This is a genomic window from Rhodomicrobium sp. R_RK_3 (genome assembly GCF_002198715.1).
Lineage (GTDB): Bacteria > Pseudomonadota > Alphaproteobacteria > Rhizobiales > Rhodomicrobiaceae > R-RK-3.
On the sequence record NZ_MWLK01000030.1, the window covers coordinates 307,612 to 332,256 of the forward strand.

At 61.7% G+C, this 24,645-nt stretch carries 23 protein-coding genes and 2 pseudogenes; 21 read left to right on the forward strand and 4 right to left on the reverse strand.

Features of this window, described 5'->3' with window-relative positions:
• Window positions 1–30: 30 nt before the first annotated feature.
• On the reverse strand, window positions 31–999 hold the full coding sequence (locus BLEFHOIH_RS17645) for a zincin-like metallopeptidase domain-containing protein (protein ID WP_088347327.1): 969 nt from the start codon (window positions 997–999) through the stop codon (window positions 31–33).
• 228 nt (window positions 1,000–1,227) lie between these two features.
• Between BLEFHOIH_RS17645 and BLEFHOIH_RS17650 the strand changes: the two are divergent.
• From BLEFHOIH_RS17650 to BLEFHOIH_RS17730, 18 genes and pseudogenes are all read left to right on the forward strand, one after another.
• A pseudogene (locus BLEFHOIH_RS17650) lies at window positions 1,228–2,450 on the forward strand (ATP-binding protein).
• Window positions 2,451–2,528: 78 nt separating this feature from the next.
• Window positions 2,529–3,473, forward strand: a complete 945-nt coding sequence (gene pip, locus BLEFHOIH_RS17655; protein ID WP_088347328.1) for a prolyl aminopeptidase — start codon at window positions 2,529–2,531, stop codon at window positions 3,471–3,473.
• 295 nt (window positions 3,474–3,768) lie between these two features.
• Window positions 3,769–5,721: an IncP-type conjugal transfer protein TraG gene (gene traG / locus BLEFHOIH_RS17660; RefSeq protein ID WP_210191578.1), complete on the forward strand. Its 1,953-nt coding sequence runs from the start codon at window positions 3,769–3,771 to the stop codon at window positions 5,719–5,721.
• Window positions 5,718–6,248 (forward strand): CopG family transcriptional regulator, encoded by a 531-nt coding sequence (locus tag BLEFHOIH_RS17665; protein WP_088347329.1) that lies wholly within the window; start codon window positions 5,718–5,720, stop codon window positions 6,246–6,248. The genes traG and BLEFHOIH_RS17665 overlap by 4 nt, the downstream gene beginning before the upstream one ends.
• Window positions 6,241–7,236 (forward strand): P-type conjugative transfer ATPase TrbB, encoded by a 996-nt coding sequence (gene trbB, locus BLEFHOIH_RS17670; RefSeq protein ID WP_088347374.1) that lies wholly within the window; start codon window positions 6,241–6,243, stop codon window positions 7,234–7,236. The genes BLEFHOIH_RS17665 and trbB overlap by 8 nt, the downstream gene beginning before the upstream one ends.
• A complete protein-coding gene (locus BLEFHOIH_RS27630; protein WP_088347330.1) occupies window positions 7,233–7,652 on the forward strand; it encodes a TrbC/VirB2 family protein in 420 nt (139 codons plus the stop codon). Before trbB ends, BLEFHOIH_RS27630 begins: the two co-directional genes overlap by 4 nt.
• Before the next feature lie 13 nt (window positions 7,653–7,665).
• The gene (locus BLEFHOIH_RS17680) at window positions 7,666–7,938 is read left to right on the forward strand and encodes a VirB3 family type IV secretion system protein (RefSeq protein WP_088347331.1); all 273 of its coding nucleotides are present in this window, start codon (window positions 7,666–7,668) and stop codon (window positions 7,936–7,938) included.
• Window positions 7,932–10,334 (forward strand): annotated as a pseudogene (gene trbE, locus BLEFHOIH_RS17685) (conjugal transfer protein TrbE); the annotation flags it as partial. The gene BLEFHOIH_RS17680 and the pseudogene trbE, both read left to right, overlap by 7 nt.
• An 84-nt stretch (window positions 10,335–10,418) precedes the next feature.
• On the forward strand, window positions 10,419–11,285 hold the full coding sequence (gene trbJ, locus BLEFHOIH_RS27355) for a P-type conjugative transfer protein TrbJ (protein ID WP_245297076.1): 867 nt from the start codon (window positions 10,419–10,421) through the stop codon (window positions 11,283–11,285).
• A 174-nt stretch (window positions 11,286–11,459) separates the two neighbouring features.
• Window positions 11,460–12,734, forward strand: a complete 1,275-nt coding sequence (gene trbL, locus BLEFHOIH_RS17690; RefSeq protein WP_088347333.1) for a P-type conjugative transfer protein TrbL — start codon at window positions 11,460–11,462, stop codon at window positions 12,732–12,734.
• A gap of 13 nt (window positions 12,735–12,747) precedes the next feature.
• Window positions 12,748–13,446: a conjugal transfer protein TrbF gene (gene trbF, locus BLEFHOIH_RS17695; protein WP_088347334.1), complete on the forward strand. Its 699-nt coding sequence runs from the start codon at window positions 12,748–12,750 to the stop codon at window positions 13,444–13,446.
• The gene (gene trbG / locus BLEFHOIH_RS17700; RefSeq protein WP_088347335.1) at window positions 13,443–14,450 is read left to right on the forward strand and encodes a P-type conjugative transfer protein TrbG; all 1,008 of its coding nucleotides are present in this window, start codon (window positions 13,443–13,445) and stop codon (window positions 14,448–14,450) included. The genes trbF and trbG overlap by 4 nt, the downstream gene beginning before the upstream one ends.
• Entirely contained in the window at window positions 14,447–15,640 is a 1,194-nt protein-coding gene (locus BLEFHOIH_RS17705; protein ID WP_088347336.1) for a TrbI/VirB10 family protein, read from the forward strand. The genes trbG and BLEFHOIH_RS17705 overlap by 4 nt, the downstream gene beginning before the upstream one ends.
• Window positions 15,641–15,656: 16 nt before the next feature.
• Entirely contained in the window at window positions 15,657–15,977 is a 321-nt protein-coding gene (locus BLEFHOIH_RS17710) for a DUF736 family protein (protein ID WP_088347337.1), read from the forward strand.
• Window positions 15,977–17,653: an MFS transporter gene (locus BLEFHOIH_RS17715; protein WP_088360736.1), complete on the forward strand. Its 1,677-nt coding sequence runs from the start codon at window positions 15,977–15,979 to the stop codon at window positions 17,651–17,653. Before BLEFHOIH_RS17710 ends, BLEFHOIH_RS17715 begins: the two co-directional genes overlap by 1 nt.
• Window positions 17,650–17,889: an AlpA family phage regulatory protein gene (locus tag BLEFHOIH_RS17720; RefSeq protein WP_088347339.1), complete on the forward strand. Its 240-nt coding sequence runs from the start codon at window positions 17,650–17,652 to the stop codon at window positions 17,887–17,889. Before BLEFHOIH_RS17715 ends, BLEFHOIH_RS17720 begins: the two co-directional genes overlap by 4 nt.
• 663 nt (window positions 17,890–18,552) lie before the next feature.
• Window positions 18,553–18,924: a DUF2285 domain-containing protein gene (locus tag BLEFHOIH_RS26815; RefSeq protein ID WP_170937232.1), complete on the forward strand. Its 372-nt coding sequence runs from the start codon at window positions 18,553–18,555 to the stop codon at window positions 18,922–18,924.
• A gap of 127 nt (window positions 18,925–19,051) precedes the next feature.
• Window positions 19,052–19,276, forward strand: coding sequence for a helix-turn-helix domain-containing protein (locus tag BLEFHOIH_RS17730; RefSeq protein WP_245297066.1), 225 nt, complete (start codon window positions 19,052–19,054; stop codon window positions 19,274–19,276).
• A 17-nt stretch (window positions 19,277–19,293) separates the two neighbouring features.
• Here BLEFHOIH_RS17730 and BLEFHOIH_RS27360 read toward each other — a convergent pair whose 3' ends face one another.
• The 3 genes from BLEFHOIH_RS27360 to BLEFHOIH_RS17745 all read right to left on the reverse strand — a co-directional run bounded on the left by BLEFHOIH_RS27360 (window position 19,294) and on the right by BLEFHOIH_RS17745 (window position 21,969).
• Window positions 19,294–19,653 carry a hypothetical protein gene (locus BLEFHOIH_RS27360; protein ID WP_245297067.1) on the reverse strand — a complete coding sequence of 120 codons (360 nt, stop codon included), beginning with the start codon at window positions 19,651–19,653 and terminating at the stop codon, window positions 19,294–19,296.
• A gap of 748 nt (window positions 19,654–20,401) precedes the next feature.
• Entirely contained in the window at window positions 20,402–21,751 is a 1,350-nt protein-coding gene (locus BLEFHOIH_RS17740) for a pyridoxamine 5'-phosphate oxidase family protein (RefSeq protein ID WP_088347342.1), read from the reverse strand.
• Window positions 21,748–21,969, reverse strand: coding sequence for a hypothetical protein (locus BLEFHOIH_RS17745; RefSeq protein WP_088347343.1), 222 nt, complete (start codon window positions 21,967–21,969; stop codon window positions 21,748–21,750). Before BLEFHOIH_RS17745 ends, BLEFHOIH_RS17740 begins: the two co-directional genes overlap by 4 nt.
• A 492-nt stretch (window positions 21,970–22,461) precedes the next feature.
• Here BLEFHOIH_RS17745 and BLEFHOIH_RS17750 point away from each other — a divergent pair, with 492 nt between their 5' ends.
• From BLEFHOIH_RS17750 to BLEFHOIH_RS27565, 3 genes are all read left to right on the forward strand, one after another.
• On the forward strand, window positions 22,462–22,800 hold the full coding sequence (locus BLEFHOIH_RS17750; RefSeq protein ID WP_245297077.1) for a cupin domain-containing protein: 339 nt from the start codon (window positions 22,462–22,464) through the stop codon (window positions 22,798–22,800).
• A 116-nt stretch (window positions 22,801–22,916) separates the two neighbouring features.
• Entirely contained in the window at window positions 22,917–24,056 is a 1,140-nt protein-coding gene (locus BLEFHOIH_RS17755; RefSeq protein ID WP_280950396.1) for an aminotransferase class V-fold PLP-dependent enzyme, read from the forward strand.
• A gap of 80 nt (window positions 24,057–24,136) precedes the next feature.
• A complete protein-coding gene (locus BLEFHOIH_RS27565) occupies window positions 24,137–24,343 on the forward strand; it encodes a hypothetical protein (RefSeq protein ID WP_280950397.1) in 207 nt (68 codons plus the stop codon).
• The last annotated feature ends 302 nt before the right edge of the window (window positions 24,344–24,645 follow it).

The window sequence follows — 24,645 nt, forward strand, 5'->3', positions numbered from 1 at the left end:
TCCGGGCCGTGAAGCCGGAGAAATCCGGCATCATGCGGCCTCCATCGGCTCGTGAGTATCGAGAGGCGCCGTGGTTTCGAGACTGTCGTCATTGGGCAGGAAGGCGAGCAGATAGTCGGCCGCTTTGCTGGCCTGCGACGCGGCACGGACGATCGCACGATTATCCTCGCGCAGAACCTCCGCCCAAGAGCCGATGTAGTCGGCGTGCCGCACAGTCGGCACGATGCCGAGGGCTGCGCAGCAGAATGCCGCTGAGATTTCGGCGATCAACTCCTCGAAGGCGTATTTTTTCGAACCGAAGGATCCGGAGAGGTCGCGGTTCAGGCGGCGGGGCGCTCCGCTGGCATGGGAGCATTCGTGCAGGGCGGTTCGATGCCAGTTGATGGGCTCGAAGAACGCCTGGGGCGGTGGGACCATCACATAGTCGTGCGCCGGAACATAGAAAGCGCGATCGCCGCCGATCCGAAACTCGATGCCGCTTGCTTTGATGAGCGCCTCGACCTTCGGTTCGATCAGACCAGGTTCCCGCGCCGGCGCTCCGATGGTGATGTCGTCTGGCAGTCCTTCGCACTGCGCCGCGTTGAAGACCGTGAAGCGTTTCAGGAACGAGATCGCCTGGGCGTCTTCGCCGATCTCGTGGGCACGCCTCTTCTCGTCGTCGGGCACGAAGCGGTCGGCGTAAACGATGGTAGTTCCGTGTTCCCCGCGCCGGACATGGCCGCCGAGCGACAGAGCCTGGCGGAAGGTCAGCCAGCTCTGGCAGGTGAAACCGCGCTGGATGACGGCTCCCCAGAGGATAAGCACATTGATGCCGGAATAGCCGCTCCCTGTAGCAGCGTTCTTCGGCATGGCGAGCGGCGCATTTGACGCGGCCGTATCCCAGGGCTGGATCCATGGAAGCCGGCCGGCTTCGAGCTCGGCGAGGATCCTGCTGGTGATTTCGGCATACAAGTTCGTCCGGTCGGCGCCGGAACGAGTGTGCGCTTCATGTCTGGGCATCGCGGGTCTCCGCGACGGGCGCCGGAGGCCTCTCCTCCAGCTCTCAACCCGTCACGGAAAACCCGTCCGCACTCTTCCTCTACAGTGAGGGCTCCCTCAGAAAGGGGGGCCGTCGCAGGAGAAGGCTTGCCCATGGCCTCGCTTCTAAACGAGCTACAGGTGAGTTCTAATCATCTTGTGATTGACTTCTAATTATCATTGCCGATAGTTCTGATTGCAGGAGCTGACATGTACGAGCGATTCGTGGAGCGTCGGGCGGAGGAAGCCCTTTCAGATACCCCGGTCGTGCTGATCGTGGGACCGCGCCGGGCAGGCAAGACCACGCTTGTCCGAAAGATGGGGGACGCGGGCCGGACCTATATCACGATCGACGATCAGACGGTCCTCGAGGCCGCACGGTCCGATCCGGCAGGCTTTATCCGTGCTCTCGACGGGGGGCCATCATCGACGAGATCCAGCGCGCGCCCGACCTGCTGCTGGCGATCAAGAAGACGGTGGATGAGGACTACCGCCCTGGCCGCTTTCTGCTGACCGGTTCCGCCAATGTGCTCACCCTGCCGCGCGTCGCCGACAGCCTGGCGGGCCGGATGGAAACCATCCGCTTACTGCCGCTGGCCCGTGCTGAAATCGCAGGCAAGCCACCGACCTTCCTGGAGCGCCTGTTCACCGGAAAGCTGCGGGGCGACCGCAAGGCGGTTATCGGAGACGATCTGGTCCGGCTCGTGCTGCTCGGCGGCTTTCCCGAAGCGGTCAGCCGCGAGAGCGAGCGCCGGCGGCAGGACTGGGCGCGGTCCTATCTGACGTCAGTTTTGATCCGGGATCTCAGGGATATCGCCGAGATCGAGAAGCTGACCGAGTTGCCGAAATTCGTCCGGCTTCTGGCGGAGCATTCGGGGCAGCTGGTCAATTATTCGCAGTTCGGATCCAGCATTAATGTCAGCTACAAGACAGGCCAGCGTTATGTCGCGCTTCTGGAGCAGGTGTTCCTCGTCGCGACATTGCAGCCCTGGTACACGAATGCGCTGAAGCGGATCGCTAAGACGCCGAAGCTGCACTTCCTCGATTCCGGCCTGCTTACCACGGCGCGCGGATTGAGCTTCGATAGGGTGAAGACTGATCGCGACGTGTTCGGCACACTCCTGGAAAGCTTCGTGTTCTCCGAAGTCTTGAAGCTCATGACGGGATCGGACCTGCGGCTGACGCCCTATCATTTCCGGGACCAGCAAATGCGCGAAGTAGACATCGTGCTGGAGCGCGACGATGGCATGATCGTGGGCATTGAGATCAAGGCATCCGCGACAGTGAAGTCCGGCGACTTCGGCGGGCTTCGAACCTTGGCCGAGGTGTGTAAGGAACAGTTTGCCTACGGCGTCGTGCTCTATGACAGCACGGATCTCGTGCCGTTCGGCGACAAGCTGGCCGCAGTGCCTTTGTCAGCCTTGTGGAGTTGAGCGTCAGTGCGATATGCGCCGGAGGCGGGCCGGTCGCCGGTTTGAAGATTACTCCCATTCGTGTATCGAACCATTCTCATGACCTACCCTCCGATCAATCCGTTCGATGCCGGGCTTCTCAGCGTTGCGAACGGAAATGAAATCTACTGGGAAATATCGGGCAACCCGGATGGAAAACCTGCTCTATATCTCCATGGCGGCCCGGGCGCCCCTCATGGCTCCGGTGGCTATCGCCGTCACTTCGACCCGCAACAATATCGCATCGTAGGGATCGACCAGCGTGGATGCGGCCGAAGTCGACCTCTCGCCATCGACGCTCTCGGCGAACTGCACCACAACACGACCCAATCGCTCATCAAGGACATCGAGGCGGTTAGGAGACACCTTGGCATCGAGACGTGGCTGGTGTCAGGCGTGTCTTGGGGGACGACGCTTGCGCTTGCTTATGCCCAAGCGCATCCGGAACGGGTTTCGGAACTGGTACTCGTCGCAGTAACGACCACCAGCAGGGAAGAGGTCGATTGGATCACCGAAGGTGTCGGGTGCATATTTCCCGAAGCCTGGCAGCAGTTTGAGCAGGCCTCAAGCAGGCGGGCCGGAGAGCGGATCGTGGAGGTTTATGCGCGGCGACTCGCCACTGGCGACATACAGGACCGGCTGCTGGCAGCCCGCGCCTGGAATGATTGGGAGTCGACCCACGTCTCACTTGATCCGAATTGGGTGCCCATCGACCAGCGTTTCGATGAAACATGGGGTTTAACTTTTGCAACCCTCGTCACGCATTACTGGTCGCACGACGGATTTCTGCAGAACGGCAAAGAAATACTCCGCCACGTCTCCACGATCGCCCATATTCCAGCCGTGCTCATCCATGGCCGTCGCGACATTAGCGGGCCAGCGATAACGGCCTGGCGGCTCAATCAGCAGTGGCCGGCAAGCCGCTTGTGCATCGTGGAAGCCGAAGGACATGGCGGGCCGCAGTCGATGGAGGAGATGCGCATCGCGCTCGATGCATTCGCTTGAGGACAATGATCAGGTCTCGGAGCGCGACGATCGCATAGCCAGCCGCGGCCGAAATTCAAGCTGAGATAGGCCGGACTTTCCTCACCAAAACCAGAACCGGCTTTTCCTTCAAGGCTGCTACCCAGACAGCTTCGCATGCAATGCATCTTGAGCATTGCCGCGCCACGAGATTGCCCAAAAGGCACTCCTTTGTTTCACAGGACTTCACTAGGCTGCACAATTTACTCCATTGAGCATTCGCTGCTGCTCGACCATCCTTTTCAGACGGTTACACGGCTGAAAGGGATTGTCCGAGGTGTCGAGCGTCAAGGTCCATAGTCTTCGAGGGATTTGCTGCTTTCTGATCGTGCTCCTCTGTCTCTGGGGCGCGACGGAATGGACGGCAAGTGCGCTTGGCTTTCACCCGGTGCTCGGACGGCCGTGGATAACGCTGTTCGGCATTCCACTTTACGCGCCGTGGTCGCTGTTTGGCTGGTGGCTGGCCTTCGAGGAGCAGGCGCCGCATGTATTTGCCCGCGCCGGAGCGCTGGCGGCTCTCGGCGGAGTTCTCAGCGCGTGGATCGCGATCGGCGGGGGGATCCGGCGTGGCCGGGCCGGCAAGGCCTCCAGCACTTACGGCTCGGCCCGCTGGGCGTCCGGACATGACATCCGCCAGGCCGGTCTTCACGCGGGCAAAGGGGTGATCCTTGGCTGTGTCCGGAACCGTTACCTTCGCCACGACGGTCCCGAGCATATCCTGGCGGTAGCGCCGACGCGCTCGGGAAAGGGCGTCGGCCTCGTCATCCCGACGCTGCTCACCTGGTCCGGCTCGGCCGTCATCCATGATCTCAAGGGCGAGAACTGGGCGCTGACGGCCGGCTGGCGCGCCCGGTTCTCCGACTGCCTGCTCTTCGAGCCGGTGAGCCCGCAATCGGTGCAGTTCAATCCCCTCTTCGAGGTGCGTCGCGGCGTCAATGAAGTCCGTGATGTGCAGAACATCGCCGACATCCTCGTCGATCCGGAAGGCGCAAGGGAGCGCCGCGATCATTGGGAGAAGACGGCGCATGCCTTGCTCGTCGGCGCCATTCTCCATGTGCTCTATGCCGAGGAGGAAAAGACCCTCGCGCAGGTTGCGCATTTTCTTGCCGATCCTGCCCGCTCGATCCGCCGCACGCTAAGGGTGATGCTGACGACCAACCATGTTGGTAGCGAGGACGCACCGCGGGTGCATCCGGTGATCGCCTCGATCGCACGCGAGTTGCTCAACAAATCCGAGAACGAACGCTCAGGCGTCGTCTCAACCGCGATGAGCTTTCTCGGCCTCTATCGCGACCCGATCATTGCCGCCAACACTGCCCAGTCGGACTTCCGGATTGCCGATCTGATGGGCGGCCCACGGCCGACCTCGCTTTATCTCGCCGTGCCGCCATCGGACCTTTCGCGCACCCGCCCGTTGATCCGGATGCTGCTCAATCAGATCGGCCGCAGGCTCACCGAACAGCATCAGGAGCACAGAGACGAGAGGGCGAGGCTGCTCCTGATGCTCGACGAGTTCCCGGCTCTCGGTCGGCTCGATTTCTTTGAGAGCGCGCTTGCCTTTCTTGCCGGCTATGGGATCAGAGCGCTTCTCGTGGCCCAGTCTCTCAACCAGATCGACAAGGCCTATGGCCCCAACAATGCCATCCTCGACAATTGCCATGTGCGCGTTGCCTTTGCGCCGAATGATGAGCGCACGGCCAAGCGTCTGTCCGACGCGCTGGGCACCGCAACGGAAGAGCGCAACCAGCGGAATTTTTCCGGACGCCGCTTTTCGGCCTGGCTGTCGCACACGACGATCTCGCATCAGGAGACGGCACGCCCGCTGTTGACGCCCGGCGAGGTCCTGCAGCTTCCCCAGGATGAGTCCCTGGTCTTCCTCTCCGGCATCCCGCCGATCCGGGCACGGAAATTGCAATACTTTCGCGACCGCAATTTCCTGAAGCGCTGCCTGCCGGCACCGGCTCTGAAGGCGAGACAGTCGGTCGAAGAAGCGGCCTCCCATGACTGGGCCGGGTCCATCCGCGTTCCGCATCCCGCCCTTGATTACGGATGGGCTGCCGGTGAGCATGATGAAGAAGCGCCCAATGACCGGCACGCCGGCACGGTCCCATCCGCCCTCACTCATGAAGACATGCCGGCCCTCTTCGAGGACCGGGCCGAGCCAGCCTCCCCTGACGTAGATGACGACAGCGCCATCATCGAGCTGCCGGGAGGGGTGAGGCTGTCATGAGGAAGAAGCGCTATTGCCTCTATCTGTCCCGCCCGCTCGCGAGCAAGTTCGACCTTGTTGCGATGCGGAGGAAGCGATCCAAATCCGCCTTTCTCGAGGACGCGCTGCGCCAGGCGCTTGAGCCCGAGACACATCCGGGCATCGAGGACGTCTTGTTGCGAAGGCTCGATGCGATGAACCGGTCGGCCGGTGCGCTCGAACGTGAGATCTTCGTCATCGGCGAAACGCTGGCCCTGCTGGTCCGCTATTTCCTGACCATTACGCCACCACTGGCATCGAGCGAGCAGGAGGCAGCGCGCCTGCTTGGCAAGGAACGCTATCAGGCTTTCCTTACCCAGATCGGCCGCCGGATCGGCGCCAACCGCCGCTTTGCTGCCGAGGTGCTCGAGACGGTGCGCGTGCCCCCATCGGATTTATTCGCGAGTCCCACGGAAGAGCAGCCGGAAGCGCGCGCCAATGGCGCAGGTCCCCACGCCAGCGATCCTGCATTGACCACCAACAGCCAGGGAGATGACCATCATGGTTGACCTGATCAAACTGACAGGAAGCCAGGAAGCCACCAATCGCCGTCGCCAGATGTTGCAAACGGCTTTCGGCGCCGAGATCGCGCAGGCCCTTGCCGATCCTTCCGTCATAGAGGTGATGGTCAACCCGGACGGCAAGCTCTGGGTCGACCAGATTCCGGAGGGCCGCAGCAATACCGGCGAGACCGTCAGTGCCGCGGAGACGGAGCGGATCATTCGCCTCGTCGCCAGTCATACGCGGCGGGAGGTGCATGCCGGCGCGCCAATCCTCTCGGCAGAGTTGCCCAACACGGGCGAGCGCTTCGAGGGGCTCATCCCGCCCGTTGCCCCTGCTCCTTGCTTCGCGATCCGCAAGCCGGCGCAAAGCGTCTTCCGGCTCGGCGACTATATTGCCAGCCAGATACTGACGGCTACCCAAGCCGAGGCGCTGACCGAGGCCGTCCGTGAGCGCTGGAACATCGTTGTCGTGGGCGGCACCTCGTCGGGCAAGACAACCCTCGTCAACGCTCTCCTGGCCGAGGTCGCGACGATGGATGAGCGGGTCGTCATCCTCGAGGATACGCGCGAGCTGCAATGTGCTGCCCCCGATTGCGTCAGGCTGCGCACCAAACCGGGGGTGGCGTCTCTTGCCGATCTCGTCCGCTCGACACTTCGCCTGCGGCCCGACCGCATCATCGTCGGCGAGGTGCGCGGTGCCGAGGCGCTCGACATGCTCAAGGCCTGGAATACCGGCCATCCCGGCGGCATCACCACGCTCCATGCCAATTCGGCAGCAAGTGCACTCATCCGGCTCGAGCAACTCGTGCAGGAGGCCGTCATCACCGTGCCGCGCGCCCTCATCGCCGAGGCGATCGATCTCATCGTGTTTTTGAGCGGGCGCGGCGCCGCCCGCCGGGTGGAGAGCCTTCTCAGACTCAAAGGTCTCGACGCTCAAGGCGGCTATCGCCTTGAGGCGCTCGATCACGCTGCAAATTTGGAGCGAGTGCTATGACCCGTCAGCTTCAACATCATCCGATCCCGAGTTTTGGCAAGGTCAATGCGAGACGCGGCCTCAATGTTAAACGCGCCGCGGCGCTGACCCCCCTACGCCTTGTCTTACAATGCGGGGGACTGATCGTCCTGGCCCTGATCGTGTTTGTTGCGATGAGCCAGGAGGCGCACGCCGCCGGATCCGGCCTGCCCTGGGAGGCTCCGCTGGAGCGTATTCTGGAATCCATCGAAGGCCCGGTCGCCAAGGTCGTTGCGGTGCTCATCATCATAGTCACGGGGCTCAGCCTGGCGTTCGGCGATATGTCCGGCGGCTTCCGGCGGCTGATCCAGATCGTCTTTGGTCTGACCATCGCCTTTGCCGCCACCTCCTTCTTCCTCACATTTTTTTCCTTCGCCGGCGGCGCACTGATCAACTGAAAGGCCTCATCTCATGCATCACTCGCCTGACACCATTCCCGGCTTTGGAGTGCCCCTGCACCGTTCCTTGACCGAACCGGTATTGCTGGCCGGCGCCCCGCGCGGCTTCGCCATCCTGGTCGGCACGCTCGCCGCGGCGATCGGCCTGGGGCTCCGCCTCTGGCTCGCCGGGCTGATCATCGCTGTTGCTGGCCACGCGCTTGCGGTCTGGGTCACCAAACGCGACCCGGCCTTTCTCACCGTCCTCTCCCGGCACAGCCGCCACAAAGGATTCCTGTCATGCTGAACCTTGCCGAATATCGCCGCAAAAGCGCGAGCCTTGCGGACTACCTGCCCTGGGCCTGTCTCGTCGCGCCCGGCATCGTTCTCAACAAGGACGGGTCACTGCAGCGAACAATCGCCTATCGCGGTCCCGACCTTGACAGCGCCACGCCCGCCGAGCTTGTCGCCATCACCGCGCGGCTCAATCTGATGCTGAAACGGTTCGGCGAGGGCTGGGCGCTGTTTTTCGAGGCCGATCGCATCCCGGCGCACAGCTACCCGGGCGAGCGTTTTGCCGATCCGGCATCATGGCTGGTTGATCGCGAACGACACGCCGCCTTCAGCGCCAGGGATGCCTATTATGAGAGCCGGTATTACCTGACACTGCTTTACCTGCCCCCGGTCGAGCATGAGCGCCGCGCCGAGCGGCTGCTCATCGAGCGCAATGGCGAGATCGCACCGGCTCCGGACGGAATGGCGCAGCTCGAATGGTTTGCGACCGAGACCCGGCGCGTCATCGACCTGCTGAGCGCGCTCTTCCCCGAACACTACCCGCTCGGCGATGCCGAGACGCTGACCTATCTGCACGGAACGATCTCGGATAAGCGCCATTTCGTCGCCGCGCCGAGCGTGCCGGCGCATCTCGATGCCCTGCTCTCTGACACCCCGTTTCTTGGCGGGCTCGAGCCGAAGCTCGGCGAGAAACATGTGCGGGTGCTGACGGTCACGGGCTTTCCCAATATGACCTCGCCTGGCCTTCTCGATGCGCTCAACGATCTCGGCTTTGCCTATCGCTGGTCGACCCGCTGGATCGCACTCGACAAGCTCCAGGCAGGCAAGCAGTTGAGAACGCTTCGCCGGCAATGGTTCGCCAAGCGCAAATCGATGCTGGCGGTGCTGCGCGAGGTGATGTTCAACCGGGAGACGGCACTCGTCGATGCCGACGCCGAGAACAAGGCCGCCGATGCCGACGCCGCGCTTCAGGAACTGGGCGCCGATGATGTCGCCTTCGGCTATCTGACAATGACGGTCGTCGTTGCCGATGACGACGCCACCCACGTCAACGAGCATCTGCTCGCCGTCGAGCGGGTCCTCAACGGCCATGGGCTCGTTACCATCCGCGAGACCCTCAATGCCGTCGAGGCCTGGCTTGGCAGCCTGCCCGGCAACCCGTACGCCAATATCCGCCAGCCGATCGTGCACACGCTCAACCTTGCCCATCTGATGCCGGTCTCGGCAGTCTGGGCCGGCCCGCTGCGGAACCACCACCTCAACGCCCCGCCGCTGATGCTGACCGAAACGCGCGGGACGACGCCGTTCCGGTTCGATCTCCATGTCGGCGATGTCGGCCACGCCTTCATTGTCGGCCCGACCGGATCCGGCAAATCGGTCTTCCTCGCCTTCCTGGCGCTGCAGTTCCGCCGGTTCATCGATGCGCAGATCGTCATCTTCGACCGCGGGCGCTCGGCACGGGCCGCCGCGCTAGCCATGGGCGGAGAAGGCATCGAGATCGGCCTCGAAGGCGCGCTGGCGCTCCAGCCCCTCGCCAGGATCGACGAGCCCGGCGAGATCAGCTTTGCGCTCGAATGGGTGATGGGGCTGCTTGCCAATGAGGGCGTCGCGATCACGCCCGACGTCAAGGACCTGGTCTGGAGCGCGCTGCAAAATCTCAGCTCGGCGCCGCGTCCCGAGCGGACGCTGACGGGACTTGCCGTGCTCATCCAGTCGAGCGCGCTCGCCCAAGCGCTGATCCCCTACACGCTGGATGGGCCCTACGGGCAGTTGCTCGACGGCGCGAGTGAGAGGCTCAATCTCGCCACGCTCCTGCATTTCGAGATGGAGCCGCTTATGGCGCACAAACCACTCATCCCGCCGGTGCTGACCTATCTGTTCCACCGGCTGGAAGCCCGCTTCGATGGCCGGCCGACGCTCCTCATCCTCGATGAGGCCTGGACATTCCTGGATAACGAGATGTTCGCCGCACAGCTGCGGGAATGGCTGAAGACGCTGCGCAAGCGCAATGTCGCCGTGGTGTTCGCAACCCAGTCGCTTGCCGATATCGAGCGTTCGGCCATCGCGCCGGCCCTGATCGAAAGCTGTCCGACGCGGATTTTCCTGCCTAACGACCGCGCCATCGAGCCGCAGAGCCGGGCCATCTATGAGCGCTTCGGCCTCAATGCCCGCCAGATCGAGATCCTCAGCCAGGCGACGCCGAAGCGCGACTATTATGTGCAGACCGCACGCGGCAACCGCCTGTTCGCCTTGGGCCTGCAGCCGATCGCTCTCGCGCTGACCGCAGCGGGATCGCCCAAGGATCAGGGGTTGATCGATCGCCTTCTCGCAAGTGAGGCGGAGGAGAGCTTTGCCGCCCGGTTCCTCAGAGCCAAGGATCTCCCCTGGGCTGCCGATCTCCTTGAGACCTCTTCAGGAAAACAGATTGCCGGGACCGCACCGGTTGCTCCCAGCACAGCAAGCGTGACACCGCAGTCGAGCCTCGCGACGGACATGACCGAAGAGCCGGCGAATGCCAAGGACCACGTCTCGCGGGAGGGTGAAAACACGAGCGCACCGTTCCGCGACATTGCCCCGGCCGTTCCGCCGGTTGCTACCGCCGCTGTTCATAAAAATGCCCGGCGCTCGCACCGCGGCCGCCGTGTTACCAATGGCGTCGGTGCCGCTGTCCTCCTGGCAGCATTGGCCTGTTCCACCGGTGTGCCGCCAGCCCAGGCCCTCACCGTCTTCGATCCGGCCAATTTTCAGCAGAACCTGCTCTCCGCCGTGCGGTCCCTGGAGCAGATCAACAATCAGATCAGTCAACTGCAGAACGAAGCGCAGACGCTGTCGCGCCTTGATCAGAACCTGCAGCGGTTAGGGGCAACGCTGTCGCCCGATCTGCAGCGTGCGATTAGGGAGATCGAGTCTCGCCTGGCGAAAGGCGAAGGCCTCGCCCTTAACCTCAAGGAGACCGAAGCCGCCTACGCGAAGCTGTTTCCGCAGGAATTACCGGCTAGCCTTACGGGCGATGAAACTCTTCGGAGCGCCAAGGCCCGCTGGGATGAAGCCTATCACAGCCTCAAACGGGCCGCGCTCCTCCAGGGCCAGATTGCCGAGAGTCTCGGTCTCGACCGCCAATTGCTGGAGCAGGCGCTCAGCCGCTCCAGCAACGCCTCCGGCGCTCTCGACGTGACCCAGGCAGGGAACGAGCTCACTGCCCTCGGCGTCAAGCAAAGCCTGCAACTGCAAAGCCTCCTCGTGGCACAGGAACGCGCAGAGACGCTCCAGCATGCCAGGGACCTTGCCATCGAGAACGAGGCAAGAGCGCGTTTCAAGCGCTTCCTCGGTGACCGGCAAGCCCCTGCGGGGAGGCGGTAAGATGCCGATGACCTGTCACTCTCGCCAGCGGCCGGATGAGCTCATGCACCACCGCCACGCCCGCGCCGGCCCTTGACCAGTTGCCGCCGCTCGAACACCGGCGGCTGATCTCCAACAGATGATCTTCACCTTCTTGCCGAGTGCAGCGTTTGCGCCAACGGCGGAGCTTTGCCGATGGATGAGCTTGGAATTATCGACCGCTTCACTGAGACCTTCAGCCGCTTTATCGACAGCGGCTTCGGGTTGCTCGCCGGCGATGTCGCGTTCCTGACCTCGACGCTCGTTGCGATCGACATCACTCTTGCCGGCCTGATGTGGGCGCTCGCTGGCGAGGACAACGTGCTGGCGCAGTTGATCAAGAAGATCCTCTATGTCGGCTTCTTCGCGTTGCTCCTCAACAACTTCAAAAGCCTTGCCGATGTGGTGTTCAGCTCGTTTGCCGGGCTCGGCCTGAAGGCCACCGGCGCCTCACTCACGGCATACGATCTGATGCGTCCCGGCTTTGTCGCCGAGGCAGGCTTTACCGCCTCCCGCCCGCTCCTGGAAAAGGCCGGCGAGCTGATCGGCATTACCAGCTTCTTCGCCAATTTCGTCACCATCGCGGTGCTGATGCTCGCCTGGCTGATCGTGCTGATCGCATTTTTCATCCTCGCCGTTCAGCTCTTCATCGCCATCATCGAATTCAAGCTGACCGCCCTGGCCGGCTTCGTCCTGGTCCCCTTCGCGCTCTTCGGCCAGACGGCGTTCCTCGCAGAGCGCGTGCTCGGCAATGTCGTTAGCTCCGGCATCAAGCTCATGGTGCTGGCCATCGTCGTCGGCATCGGATCGGGGATTTTCACCGATCTGACGCAAACGGCCAGCGACAGCACGCTAGCACAAGCGGCCGCCACTATCCTGGGCGCCATCGCCGTTTTCGGCCTAGCAATCTTCGTTCCCGCCATCGCCGCCGGGCTGATCTCGGGCGCGCCGCAACTCGGCGCCGGCTCTGCTGTTGCCACCGCTGCCGGCGTCAGCGGCGCCCTGATCGCCGGCGGCACGCTGGCCGGCGGTGCGGCCCGCATGGCCGGGCGCAGTTCTGCGAGCGCGGTCACAGCCGCTGCATCGCTCACAGGCCGGGTTGGGGCAGCCTATAGCGAAGGCGGCGCGTCTGGCGTGGCCCGCTCCACTTTGGCCGCTCCCGCGGCCCAGATGCTGGGATCGGCGACTGCCCCGGTGCGCGATGCCTATCGCGAGGGAGCCGCAGCCGGCTACCGCGCCGCATCCCCCTCAAGCGACGGCTCCGGTGCGAGCGGATCGGGTCCGACAGTTGCCGCCAGTCCGCCAGGCTGGGCCCGCGATATGGCGCGCCGCCAGCGGCTTACGCAGGCGGGAATGATCACCGCGCAGGCGCTACGCGAAGGGGACCGCCCCGCGGGAAGCAGTGGCCCCAATCTCAAACCCGACAGCTGAGGGATGATCTGCAATGGCATTCAAACGATCGATGCTGCGCTATGGCGATACGCCAACGCCCGTGACACCATTCCAGAAGGCGGCACAACGCTGGGACGAGCGGATCGGCTCGGCCCGCATCCAGGCCCGCAACTGGCGGCTGCTCGCCTTCGGCGGTCTGTTGCTGTCGCTCGCGCTTGCCACGGTGCTCGTTTTTGCCTCAGGGCTTGGCACTGTCGTCCCCTATGTCGTCGAAATCGGCCCCGATGGCCAGGCGAGAGCCGCCGGGCCGGCCGGCAAAGCCTATTCCCCGACTGATGCCCAGATCGCCTATCACCTCGCTCGCTTCGTCGAAAATGTCCGTTCGCTCTCCATCGATCCGATCGTCGTCAGGCAGAACTGGCTGACCGCCTATGACTTCGTTTCCGACCGCGCGGCGATCACGCTGAGTGATTATGCGCGCGAGAAGGACCCGTTCTCCCGGATCGGCCGGGAGACCATTGCCGTGCAGGTGGTGAGCGTGGTCCGGGCCACCGATAGCTCATTCCAGGTGCGCTGGTTCGAGCGCAGCTATGAGGGCGGCGCGGTCAAGGACACAAGGCGCATGACCGGGCTGTTCTCAACTGTGGTGAAGCCGCCGCGCACGCCGGAGCTGATCGCCAAGAACCCCCTCGGCATCTATGTGCACGCCTTTAATTGGACGCCGGAGCTGGCCCAGGAGAAACCGGAATGACAGGCTCCCGCCCCTCGTCCGTCCTGCCGGCCGCTTTGCTTCTTGGGCTTGCCGGCTGCTCGGTGCCGGTCAAGGTGCCGGAGATCCCGGTCCTGGAGAGACAGGATTTTGCGCCGGCGAGGGCCGAAAAGGAACCGGCGGGACCACCACGCGCAACGGTCGAGATTCCGGTGCCTCTGCCGCTTCCTGGACAGCTGAAGCCGGTTGAGACGCCGGCCGATCCGCCGAAGGATGCGACCTCGCCCACGGCGCGGATCGACGAGGCGAATGAAACCGCCCGGGTTGAGCCGATGAAGGATGGTTACATCAATGCCATCCAGAACTATCCCTATGCGGAGGGTGCGCTCTATCAGGTCTATGCCGCCGTCAGCCAGGTGACGGAGATTGCCCTTGAGCCTGGCGAAAAGCTGGTCTCTTTCTCCTCCGGCGACACGCTGCGCTGGGTGGTCGGCGACACGACGAGCGGCGAAGGCGCCAGCGCCCGCATGCATCTGCTGATCAAGCCGATCCATGCCGGACTGCGAACCAACGGCCTGATCACCACCGACCGGCGCAGCTATCACCTCGAGCTGCACTCCACCGAAAAGACCTATATGGCCTCCGTTTCCTGGACCTATCCGGCGGGCGAGCTTCTCGCGCTGCGCCGACGGGCAGAGGCGGCCTACGCTTCTGCAAATGCGATCGCCGCCCCGGACATTGACCTCAGCCGTCTGAATTTCCGCTACCGCATCGAGGGCGATGCGCCCTGGAGACCAGGACAGGTCTTCGACGACGGATCGAAGGTCTACATCCAATTTCCCTCGGGACTCTCAAAGAGCGAGGCGCCGCCACTCTTCGTGATCGGCCCCGACGCCAAACCGGCACTCGTCAATTATCGCGTCCGCGGCACGACCTATGTCGTCGACCGGCTGTTTGCCGCCGCCGAGTTGCGGCTCGGCACTGCGCCGCAAAGGATCGTCCGCATCGTACGCACCGATGCGGTGTGGCGGGAGGCGAGACCATGAGCGCAAGCACACAAGCGCCGCCGGACGACCTCCAGCTCAAGGTTGGGCCGCGACCGGTGACGCGTATCAACCGCCGCCTGCTCATTCTCGTCGCAGCCATCCTTCTTGCCGGCATTGCCTTGCTGGTCCTCATCGCCTTGCAGCCACCCTCCTGGCGGAACGCGCCTTCGCCAGAGCTTGTGACTACCGAAACGAGGCCGGTGACCGACAGGCTGTCCGAGCTGCCGCCGAGCTATGATGCCGCTGACTCGCCCCTCAAACCGGCGCCAGCGCCGGCGGCCGTCCCGAAGCCAGAGGTGCCGCTGCTCGGCGACCCGGCAAGCCTTGATAGCGACGCGTTGAAATCGCCGGTCTTTTTCCGCCTGCAGCTCAAAGAGCCTCCCAACAAAGCCGATGCAACGCCGCAAGTTGCTGCGTCGCGCAGTGGTCCCACCGCGGGTGCAGCGACCTTTGATCCGGCGAGCGTCGCCCTGCGCGCTGCCGAGCGGGCACAAGCGCTTGCCGCAGGTGATGCGGCGCCTCCCGATACGGGCGCCACCAACCAGGACCGCAAGCTATCCTTCCTGAAGCAGAGCTCGGCCCGCGAGATCTATAATCCACATCAACTGGAGAAGCCGGCATCACCTTATCAGCTGCTCGCCGGCTCGATCATTCCGGCGAGCCTGCTGTCAGGGCTCAATTCCGACCTGCCGGGATTCGTGATCGCTCAGGTCACCGAGCATGTCTTCGACAGTGTCACCGGCAGCCATCTGCTCATCCCGCAGGGATCGCGCCTGATCGGCCGGTATGACAGCGTCGTCGCCTTTGGCCAGGAACGCGCGCTCGTCATCTGGCAGCGGATCATCAGGCCGGACGGCGCCTCCATCGTGATCGAAAATCTGCCAGCAACCGATACGGGCGGTTATTCCGGGCTTGCCGACCAGATCGATCTGCACAGTTGGAAGCTCTTGAAGGGCGTGGCGCTGGCAACCGTTCTTGGCGTCGGCTCCAGCCTGGCCTTCGGCGCCGGGAGCGGGGACAGCGACATCATTTCAGCCCTTCGCGAGGCGACCGGCCAGACCACCAATCGCGCCGGCCAGGCGCTCGTCGAGCGCAATCTGGGTGTCCAGCCGACCATCACCGTCCGCCCCGGCTGGCCCTTAAGGGTCATCGTCCACAAGGATCTGATCCTCAACCCTTATCGTGATTGAATCTAGGAGAGCTTCCATGCCTGTGATTGGAACATTTTCTGCCGTTCGTGACGGCTATGCTGGCCGCATCCGCACCCTGACCATCAATAGCCGCGTCCGGATCATTGCCTACGACCGGAGAGGAAAAGAAGGCGCTCCAGATTTCAGGCTGATCGCCAGCGAGGCTGAAATTGGCGTTGCCTGGCGGGTGGTAAAACCAAACTCGGATAGCAGCTATTTGCGAGTTCGGCTCGATGACCCGGCACTGCCGCGACCAATCTGGGCCGCGCTCCTTGAGTTCCCCGCCGACGGGGTCACCCGCCTGGTCTGGTGGCGCAACAAGCGGGAGGCGGAGTGATGTCCGTCGCTGCCGAAGCCTCTGTGCGGCCGTTTAAATCCCATGAAGGCCGCCGTGACCAAGTCGACGAGGAAGACGACATACCAGGCTTTTTCAGGCGGTCGGCCTCAGTTCGCCTTCCAGAGCCAGATACCCCCTCGCGCAAGACAGCTGCAAACCTTGTGCTCCTCGCCTTCGCCGGCGGATATTGCCTTGCCTATCTCTTTCGATCTCTCCCGGCGCTCATGTCCGAGCCGCTCACAAGGGAGCTTAAACTGACGCCTGCCGACCTCGGCATCTTGAGCGCGGCGTTCTTCCTGGCAACTGCCGCCCTGCAACTGCCGATTGGGGTATGGTTCGACCGTTACGGGCCGCGCCGTGTGCAAGGGCTGCTCATGTTCAGCGCGGCCATCGGTGCCGCCCTTTTTGCGTCAACAGACAATATCGTCCTTCTCACCATTGCCCGTATGCTGATCGGTATCGGGGCGGCGGGCGGCTTTATGGCGGGACTGAAAGCCATTGCCTTGTGGTATCCGCCAGATCGTATTGCGCTCGCCAATGGATGGCTGGTGATGCTCGGCTCATTTGGCGCCTGCCTTGCAACCTGGCCTGCAGCCATGATGATGGCCGAGATCGGCTGGCGCGGTCTGTTTCTGGTGCTGGCTGGCCTTACGGCCGCCTCGGCGCTTGCTATCCTGATGCTTGTGCCGGAAAGACGCCGACAGCGAAACGCTATCAAATCAGCATCCAGCATCTCCATTCTTTCGATCTATCGTGACGCCGGGTTCTGGCGCCTGGCGCCGTTGTCAGCGCTCTCGGTCGGATCAGCCTGGGCTTTCCAGGGCTTGTGGGCCGCCCCCTGGCTCAGGGCCGTCGAAGGCTTTGGCCAGGACGTGATCGTGACCTATCTTCTGGCGATGGCCGTGGTCCTCGCGCCAAGTGCCTTGCTGCTTGGGATGGGGGTGCAGCAATTGCGCCGCCGCGGCATTTCTCTGGCCTGCCTGTTCGCTTTCGTGACCGCGCTCGGCATGGGCGCAGAGCTGGCTCTCATCCTGCGGATGCCTCTACCACCACTCCTGCCCTGGCTCATCATCGCCGGGATCGGGACCGTCACTGTGTTGAGCTTTACCATCCTGGGCGACATGTATCCTGCCTCGGGCCGCGCCAATGCCGCGCTCAACCTGCTTCATATGAGCGCTACCTTTCTAATTCAGTCTGGCATCGGTTTTTTCATCGAGCAATGGGATGCCGAAAACGGCCAATTCCCGCCGATCGCGTATCAATCGGCATTGGCCGTCGTGCTCGCCACGCAATTAGCGGCGTGGGGCGCCTTCGTCTGGCCAAGACGGATCCGGCGCGCTGGGCATCTCCGTGCTCACCGGGTCCATGCCCTGGCCCGGCAGCTGGGGCTCACAGCCGCTACGGCAATGCCTTACCTCAAGGCCCGCCAGGTCTGGAGAGTCCGACTCCTGGATGCTCGCAGACAGCGTCGGAGCTGGCGTCAGGCCGGGCTGGTATCGCTCACGGTCAGCAGCAGCCTCGCGCTCTGGATGATCTGGGTATCAATGCAAGCAACGGTCATTCCGCATGTCATCAAGGTGAGAGACCTGCGTCAGCCGGGCGAGATCTGGCGCATTCCGCCGAGCGCATTGCACACAGCACCTTCGCCGCAAGCCGCATCTGCGAGCGCGCCATGAAGGACAAGCCAACAAAACCGCCCTCGCCTGACTCTGTGGGCGCTTCCGATCGCTCGGAAATCTTCTGGGACCTCCGCACCGTGACGCAAAAGACGGGTCTCTCCCGCGCTACCATCTACCGCTATATGGCGCGCGGTGCCTTCCCGCCGCGCCGCAAGGTCGGTCCGGGCCGTGTCGCCTGGCTCGCGTCGGAGGTGATCTCCTGGAGTTTTAGTCGCCCGGTCATTGCACGATGAATCTATTAAATGGCATTATATGTATATGATACTTGGAGCGGTCGAACTAATTTCAATTTATGCAAGACCTATTGCATAACTAATATATGCATTTTAGCAAAATATTACTTCAAAAAAGCTTTGCAATGGCGCAATTCTTATTGATATTTATTTATAGATCAAATTTCGTATTCCTCCGACGCTGGCGTTATTGCCTTTTGGCGCGGAATTAAGAGTTGGAACCAGCAATGCCCATTCACACTTGGCCGCCCTCTCTTGACAGCTATGATTACCTTGTTGATCAGCCTCAATCCGCTTGGGCTTGGGAATTCCTTCGGCGCAACACCCGCTATCGCGCTCAAGCGGAAAAGGCCTTGCAGAGCGCAACGAACCAATCTCCAACCCGGATGGGGCTGCGTATTACACGTCTTTTGAGCCCACAGCTCGAGGCGAATGCCTGGGCGCTTTGCTCCTTTCGCTGATCCAAACCAGGCACCGCATGTAGCCCACCCGATTTGGTCGGCGGAGGCTGGAGCCCCAGTCCTGATTGCCAGAGCCGAACCAATCACAGCCGCAGAGGCTTCACAGAGTGCGTATTTTGCGCCGGACCTGCCTGGCGCCGTTCACCTGCTCATCGACGACCGTAACCGCAGCCACCTCCTCCTCTCTTGCGGCCCTATCGCCTTGCAACTCCTCATCGAGGGAGCGGATCTTCTAAGCGGACCTGTCACCCTAAATTTTATCATCCCGGGCATCGCCGAACTGGGGTCCGCGATCGACAAGCTTTCGACGCTGCGGCGGATTTTGACATATTCTCCCCAAATTCAGCCCGCACTGCGCAGTTGGAGCACCCAAACTCTCCGGCTTCGGAACGCTCTCATCGCTCTTGATGGCCATGCCGCGGGAGCGAGCTATCGGGAGATTGCTGCTATCATTTTCGGCAAGGAACGCGTGACCAAGGATTGGCCCGACCCCTCACTCAAGGACCGTGTCCGCCGCAGTCTCCGTCGCGGTCAAGCCTATGCAAATGGCGGATATCGCGTGCTCATTATCTAAAATCCTTTGAGACAAGTGTGGCGTTCTCTTCAAGCGATCTCTTAGCCACTCCCAGCAACACGTTTTTCAATAATAACATTTGGAGTTCCAAGAAAAGGAGAGCAGATTTCCCATGAGGACTGTCCGATTGATCCAAAGGAATGAGCCGATTCAGGCATCCTATCCGGCGGATTTCCTAACCATTGCCGAGGCCGCTGACCTGCTTCGCGTTCACCGGCGTACGCTCGATAATATGCGCTGGAAAGGCACAGGCCCGACCTTCCGTCGTCATGGCGGCCGTATCGTCTACCAGCGCGATGAGTTGCTCGCCTGGTCGGCCGGGCGGAAAGCAAAGAACACCCGGCCAAGATGAGACCTCCTCTCATCCTCCTATTCGCCATTTCTGCTGTCGCGGCACTCCTCATCAGTCCCGTCGTTATGCCGCGCTACATCCTTAATCTCAGCCAAAGTGTTCCTGTCGGGTTTTATCGGTTTGAAGGGAGAGACTTGGAGCGCGGCGACCTCGTCGTCATTCGGTTGGGTCAGCCATGGCATGATCTGGCGCGGTCGCGAGGATATCTCTTGTCGAAAGCCTGGCTGATCAAGCCGGTTGCGGCCCTTGCTGGTGACCGTGTCTGCCGATTGGAACAGGTGATCACCGTCAATGGACGCCTCTCCGCTGTTGCTCAGCCTGCGGATGAGAAGGGGCGGTCTCTTCCAAAATGGGATGGCTGCAGAAAGCTCGCGCAAGATGAGATGTTCCTTCTTTCTAACGTGGAAGGTAGTTTCGACGGGCGTTATTTTGGTGTAACTCCTCGATCGGCTCTGATTGCAAAAGCTATCCCCGTCTCATGGTACGGACATTACCCAACTCGTCGAACAGCGGTGTATCGATGGGACCGCCATTGATTGCATTAGAGCAAACGCCGCTCCCAAGATGCTTGCTCGACATCGATTGGGAGAAAACGGCATCGCTGTACGCTTACGCTCTCGCCGCTTCATCAATCAAGGAAGACGGGGGCCCAAAAGCCGCTTACGGACGAAAGCCGATCGAATGGAAGCTGATCCCGAACCTGCACATCCGCGGGACGCTCCGACCTTATCGAGGAACGCCACTTGCATGCATGCGGTTAAAATCGAGGCGACCTCACCGTATGCTTGCGGCGCGCATGTCCCAGTACTTTGCCATATTGAGTTATTCAATCAGAAAACCACATTCGCGGTTCCTAAATATTTACTAATCAACCGGAAATTTTTATAATCGATCTCAACCTTATACAAATTGTCAGCTCAATGGGGCAAGCAGGTTTCATGCCCCTGGCACAATCTCCTGGCCATGCGGGGAGCAGCGTGAGTCTAAGTTCTTAGTTGGCGGGTAGCAGCCAGGGGTATCCATCCGATCACGGCGCTGAGCGGATCGTGCGTCAACGTTTTGGCGCACGTGTGGATGGAAGGCAATTATGTCGCGCGGATCGTGTTGGCCATCCAGAAGAATGCGTCAAGGGCCGGGCTCATCCACCGAACGAAGCTCAATCGCTCTGCTCACATGGAGGTGAAGGCGCCCGCGCCCCACGCGATGCAGACGGATCGGCAGTTCAAGCTCTTCTAGCCGCCGCCGCAGCAGCAGTAATCGAGTTTCGAGATTATCCTTATAGTCTGGCAGCACACTCGCCAAGGCAATACGCAATTCCCGATTATTGAACGCTTCCTGGCCATCTGCCAAGTAGCGCTCAAGCATATGCACGAGTATCTGGCCAGCTACACCTTTGATGGCATAGCTTCCATCGATGAACACGCTATGATCAAAACGATGGTAGACAAGACTAATGACAGGCCCGCCCTCGCGACGAATCCTGTTACAAGCGTGCGCCAGCGTCGGCACATCCTCATCAATTCGTTCGGTCAGCGCGAGCAGTGCGGCTGAATGCTGCGCGACAATCTCAAGCATGCCCGTTGCGGTATCGTCGAAGGCAAACCGTTCGCGGCTCTCCGCGAAAAGGACACCGACGGCTTGGCCCTGAACCGTCATCGGGATGGCGATCTGGCTCAGCGCACCGGGCAGGCTGGGCAGGTGAACCTGCCGGGTCACGATCTCGTCGCTGGGGGTGGTATCGACAACCGCGCTGCCCATGCGTCGCACCCGGCTTACATCATTGATGCGCATCGGGAGGGCAGCGGCGAACGCGCCGCCGATCAGACCGACGCCGCTGGGAACTTCAGCTCCGACTGCCACGCGGTCATAACCGATCGATGCCGCAGCGATCACGGCCTCGCGGCGGTCATCCGCCACAAGCAGCATCGCGTATTGGAATCCGAGCTTGTCGCGAACAATCGCCAGAAGCTCAGTTACCAGTCGAGCCGGGTCGACAATGTCAGATAACTGCCGCACGGCCGTCGCCAATGCGGTGAGGGTGGGAGCCAGGATGTCGGATCCGGGGCCAGGCGTGTCCTCGGCATGCACGGGAGTTATCTCGTCGACCCGGAAGATGTCCACGGCCTGTAGCGTCATCACCTCCGACATACCGATCTGCACGCTGCTGGGATGCAATTGTGCCTCGATTTTGTCGAAGAGTTCACCTTCGTCAGTGGAGCGCTGCCAGGTGAGCGCGAGATGATATTGTCGGCCGCTTTGGGGCTCGACGACCAGCAGCGTAGCGTGAGGGTCGGCACGGAGGTTGTCAGCAGTTTGGACGAAGAATTGGTTCGAAATGGCGATATGCCGGTCGTCGATCTCCGCGACGTGCGACAGATAAGAGATGTTGGGCATGCCGTCGGCAGCGCGCGTTGCTATGGCGGAGGGGTAGACGCCCTCAAAGCATGCCACCATGGCGCCAAGGCTTATCGTCATAGGAGTGCGCCCAGCCCCTGTCCCGCCAGCGGGTCTGGCGTCTGCATATAGAGTTCAGCGACGCTCAGCTTTGCCCTGACCAGCGTATCACTCCCCATCCATCGCCAAACAATGTCCGCCACGACGTAAGCAAGTCCAAAAATCACGGTGACGCCGCCCCCATAGGCGGCAAGTAAATCGGCATCGCTACGATCAGCCCGCATGTCGGTCACCGTCATGCATCCCTTTGTGAAAGAGCAAGCATCAGTTACTCGAGCGCTCAGCCACCCCAGATGGTCGGCTGGCCCGCGTCGCTTTCTGGACTCATAATCATCATGACCGGATCGCCGAGGAGCGCGTCGATTAAAAGCCCTTTCATGTGGCCTCCCATCCTTTCCAGGCCCAGTGCCCAAGGCCCGCTTAGTGAAGATTTAGGAATGCCGCGTGTCCTTAGCAATCCATTTAAGGACACTCCAACTCCACTCCACGCTGTCGCTAGATTCGACGCGTAATGCAGCGGCGGTGCGCTCAACCACGTCTGACTTCCGCTGTCGACCGGCGCGCGTACTCAGTTGCAGAGGCAGCAAAGGATTTATGGCATGAACTGCTCATTTCGGGACATTTTGCGTACGCCGCACATCGATCCTCCGTCGACGAAAGCGTCGCGACGACCTCGTGGGAATAGGAAGCACGCTGCCAGGTCGGCAGCGGAAACCCGTCGCAGATTGGCGATGCTCGATTGTCTTGTCCCTGCGGGGTTCGAAACCCCACGTCACTTGCACCGGAATGATGATGCGATCTTCCTCATTGAGTTGGGTACCATCGTATTGTGGACGCCAGCACTTTGTCGCACAGCCCGCCGGGGCGACGTCGTGCTGCTGCCGAAGCAAATACCTCATACATGGCGCGCTTATGGCGACGCAGCCGTCTATTTTCAGGTGACCGTCACGCCAGGAAAGTTCGCGAGCTTTTTCAAGGGGATCGCGGACCGTAGCCTCATGATCGATCAGATCGAGGCACTGACGGGGGTCGCTTCCTCCGCCAACTGGATATCCTTGGCCCGCCACTGAATGACGGCGAGGTCGCGGTCGTAGCGGGGGCTATCCTGTGGGTCTGAGCCATCGTGCCGATCGCTATGTGTTGATCCGACCGCTGAACAAGCGTCGCCTTAATTCGGGAATTCGACATGACCCCAGAAGAATTTCGTCGCTACGGTCGTGAGTTGATCGATTGGCTCGCCGATTTTCATGCGAATGCCAATGCTCTGCCTGTCCAGGCCCGTTCGAAACCTGGCGACGTAAAGTCCCTACTGCCCGCGTCACCGCCCGACGACGTGGAAGGATTCGATGACGTCATCAAAGATCTGGACTCAGTGCTATTGCCACACCTGACCTTGTGGCAACATCCGCGCTTCTTCGGCTATTTCCCGTCGAACTCTCTTGGCGCCGGCGTCCTCGGCGACCTTCTGAGCACTGGTCTGGGCGTGCTGGGCCTCTCCTGGCAGGCTTCGCCGGCCGTTACGGAAGTCGAGGAGGTGGTGGTTGATTGGTTCCGCCAAATGGTGGGACTTTCCCCGCAATGGTTCGGAGTGATCAACGACTCGGCTTCCACGAGCACGCTGGTGGCATTGCTTAGCGCCCGCGAGCGTAGAACATCCTATTCACTAGCCCGTGGCGGGCTGCAGGCGGAGAAGCAGCCGCTCATCGTCTACACTTCGACGAGCGCGCATTCCTCCATCGAAAAGGCCGCGCTGCTCGTCGGCGTCGGTCGAGAGAATGTGCGCCTGATCGACATTGATGACGATCTGGCGATGCGTCCGGAAGCGCTCGAAGCGGCCATCCTGGACGACATCTCCGCCGGGCGGAAGCCCTCCGCCGTCGTCGCCGCCGTCGGTGGCACCGCGACGACATCGATCGATCCGGTGAAGGAGATCGCCACCATCGCAAAGCGATACGGCCTCTGGTTTCATGTGGACGCCGCGATGGCTGGCAATGCGATGATCCTCCCGGAATGCCGGTTGATGTGGGACGGCATAGAGGACGCCGACAGCCTGGTAATCAATCCGCATAAATGGCTCGGGGTGCCTTTCGATTGTTCGCTTTATTTCGTGTGCGACGAGCCACACCTCTTGCGCGTCATGTCGACAAACCCCGCGTATCTTCAGTCGGATGCGGACAGTCAGGTGCGCAATCTGCGCGATACTGGTATCCCCCTCGGACGCCGTTTTTGGGCGTTGAAGCTGTGGTTCCTTATTCGTGAGCAGGGGGGAGCGGATTGCAGGCGCGGTTGCGCCGCGATCTCGGGCTGGCGCAATCGTTGGCGCTAAAAGTCGGCGAGACGCCCTATTGGCATGTAGTCGCTCCCGTCGTTCTGCAGACTATTTGCATTAGGTTCGAGCCTCCGGGCATGGAGGCCGATCAGATCGACCAATTCACGCGACCTTGGGCGCAGGAAATCAACGCATCGGGGACGACCTACGTTACCCCAGCCATGGCCAGAGGACGCTGGATGGTGCGCGTGTCGATCGGAGCACCCGGCACGAGCGCCGCCGACGTCGAGGCGCTCTGGGCCTGCATCAGGGCCACGACGGCGAAAATGATGACGATTCTTTAGGCTTTCGCTGCTGCGACACGGGCAGTCCCTGAAGGAGGCGCACGCACCGTCATATGCACGTCGTCCTACATACGTCAGCCGACTGCGGCGGATGCGCTCGCATTTCCCCCTCCATGATTATCCGGTCAAGCCAAAAGACACTCAAGGAAATAACCATCCCGGCAAAGCCGGGGTATTCCAATTGCTGCCCCCTCAAAGGGGCTTTTCGCAATTGAAGAAGAAAAGGCGACTCACGGACTTCGGAAAGTCAACAAAACCGATGGAAACCATCGACAATTTTGCGACATCGCAAACCGTACTTC

Bases quoted from the DNA above. Each gene is read 5' to 3' on its own strand.
- trbJ (WP_245297076.1), top strand. From the start codon at position 10,419: ATGACCGAAGAGCCGGCGAATGCCAAGGACCACGTCTCGCGGGAGGGT.
- trbG (WP_088347335.1), top strand. From the start codon at position 13,443: ATGACAGGCTCCCGCCCCTCGTCCGTCCTGCCGGCCGCTTTGCTTCTT.
- pip (WP_088347328.1), top strand. From the start codon at position 2,529: ATGACCTACCCTCCGATCAATCCGTTCGATGCCGGGCTTCTCAGCGTT.
- BLEFHOIH_RS17705 (WP_088347336.1), top strand. From the start codon at position 14,447: ATGAGCGCAAGCACACAAGCGCCGCCGGACGACCTCCAGCTCAAGGTT.
- BLEFHOIH_RS17755 (WP_280950396.1), top strand. From the start codon at position 22,917: ATGACCCCAGAAGAATTTCGTCGCTACGGTCGTGAGTTGATCGATTGG.
- BLEFHOIH_RS17645 (WP_088347327.1), bottom strand. From the start codon at position 999: ATGCCCAGACATGAAGCGCACACTCGTTCCGGCGCCGACCGGACGAAC.
- BLEFHOIH_RS17750 (WP_245297077.1), top strand. From the start codon at position 22,462: ATGCTCGATTGTCTTGTCCCTGCGGGGTTCGAAACCCCACGTCACTTG.
- BLEFHOIH_RS17720 (WP_088347339.1), top strand. From the start codon at position 17,650: ATGAAGGACAAGCCAACAAAACCGCCCTCGCCTGACTCTGTGGGCGCT.
- BLEFHOIH_RS17740 (WP_088347342.1), bottom strand. From the start codon at position 21,751: ATGACGATAAGCCTTGGCGCCATGGTGGCATGCTTTGAGGGCGTCTAC.
- BLEFHOIH_RS17710 (WP_088347337.1), top strand. From the start codon at position 15,657: ATGCCTGTGATTGGAACATTTTCTGCCGTTCGTGACGGCTATGCTGGC.
- trbB (WP_088347374.1), top strand. From the start codon at position 6,241: ATGGTTGACCTGATCAAACTGACAGGAAGCCAGGAAGCCACCAATCGC.
- trbL (WP_088347333.1), top strand. From the start codon at position 11,460: ATGGATGAGCTTGGAATTATCGACCGCTTCACTGAGACCTTCAGCCGC.
- BLEFHOIH_RS17680 (WP_088347331.1), top strand. From the start codon at position 7,666: ATGCATCACTCGCCTGACACCATTCCCGGCTTTGGAGTGCCCCTGCAC.
- BLEFHOIH_RS27630 (WP_088347330.1), top strand. From the start codon at position 7,233: ATGACCCGTCAGCTTCAACATCATCCGATCCCGAGTTTTGGCAAGGTC.
- BLEFHOIH_RS27565 (WP_280950397.1), top strand. From the start codon at position 24,137: ATGGAGGCCGATCAGATCGACCAATTCACGCGACCTTGGGCGCAGGAA.
- BLEFHOIH_RS17745 (WP_088347343.1), bottom strand. From the start codon at position 21,969: ATGACGGTGACCGACATGCGGGCTGATCGTAGCGATGCCGATTTACTT.
- BLEFHOIH_RS17715 (WP_088360736.1), top strand. From the start codon at position 15,977: ATGTCCGTCGCTGCCGAAGCCTCTGTGCGGCCGTTTAAATCCCATGAA.
- trbF (WP_088347334.1), top strand. From the start codon at position 12,748: ATGGCATTCAAACGATCGATGCTGCGCTATGGCGATACGCCAACGCCC.
- BLEFHOIH_RS17665 (WP_088347329.1), top strand. From the start codon at position 5,718: ATGAGGAAGAAGCGCTATTGCCTCTATCTGTCCCGCCCGCTCGCGAGC.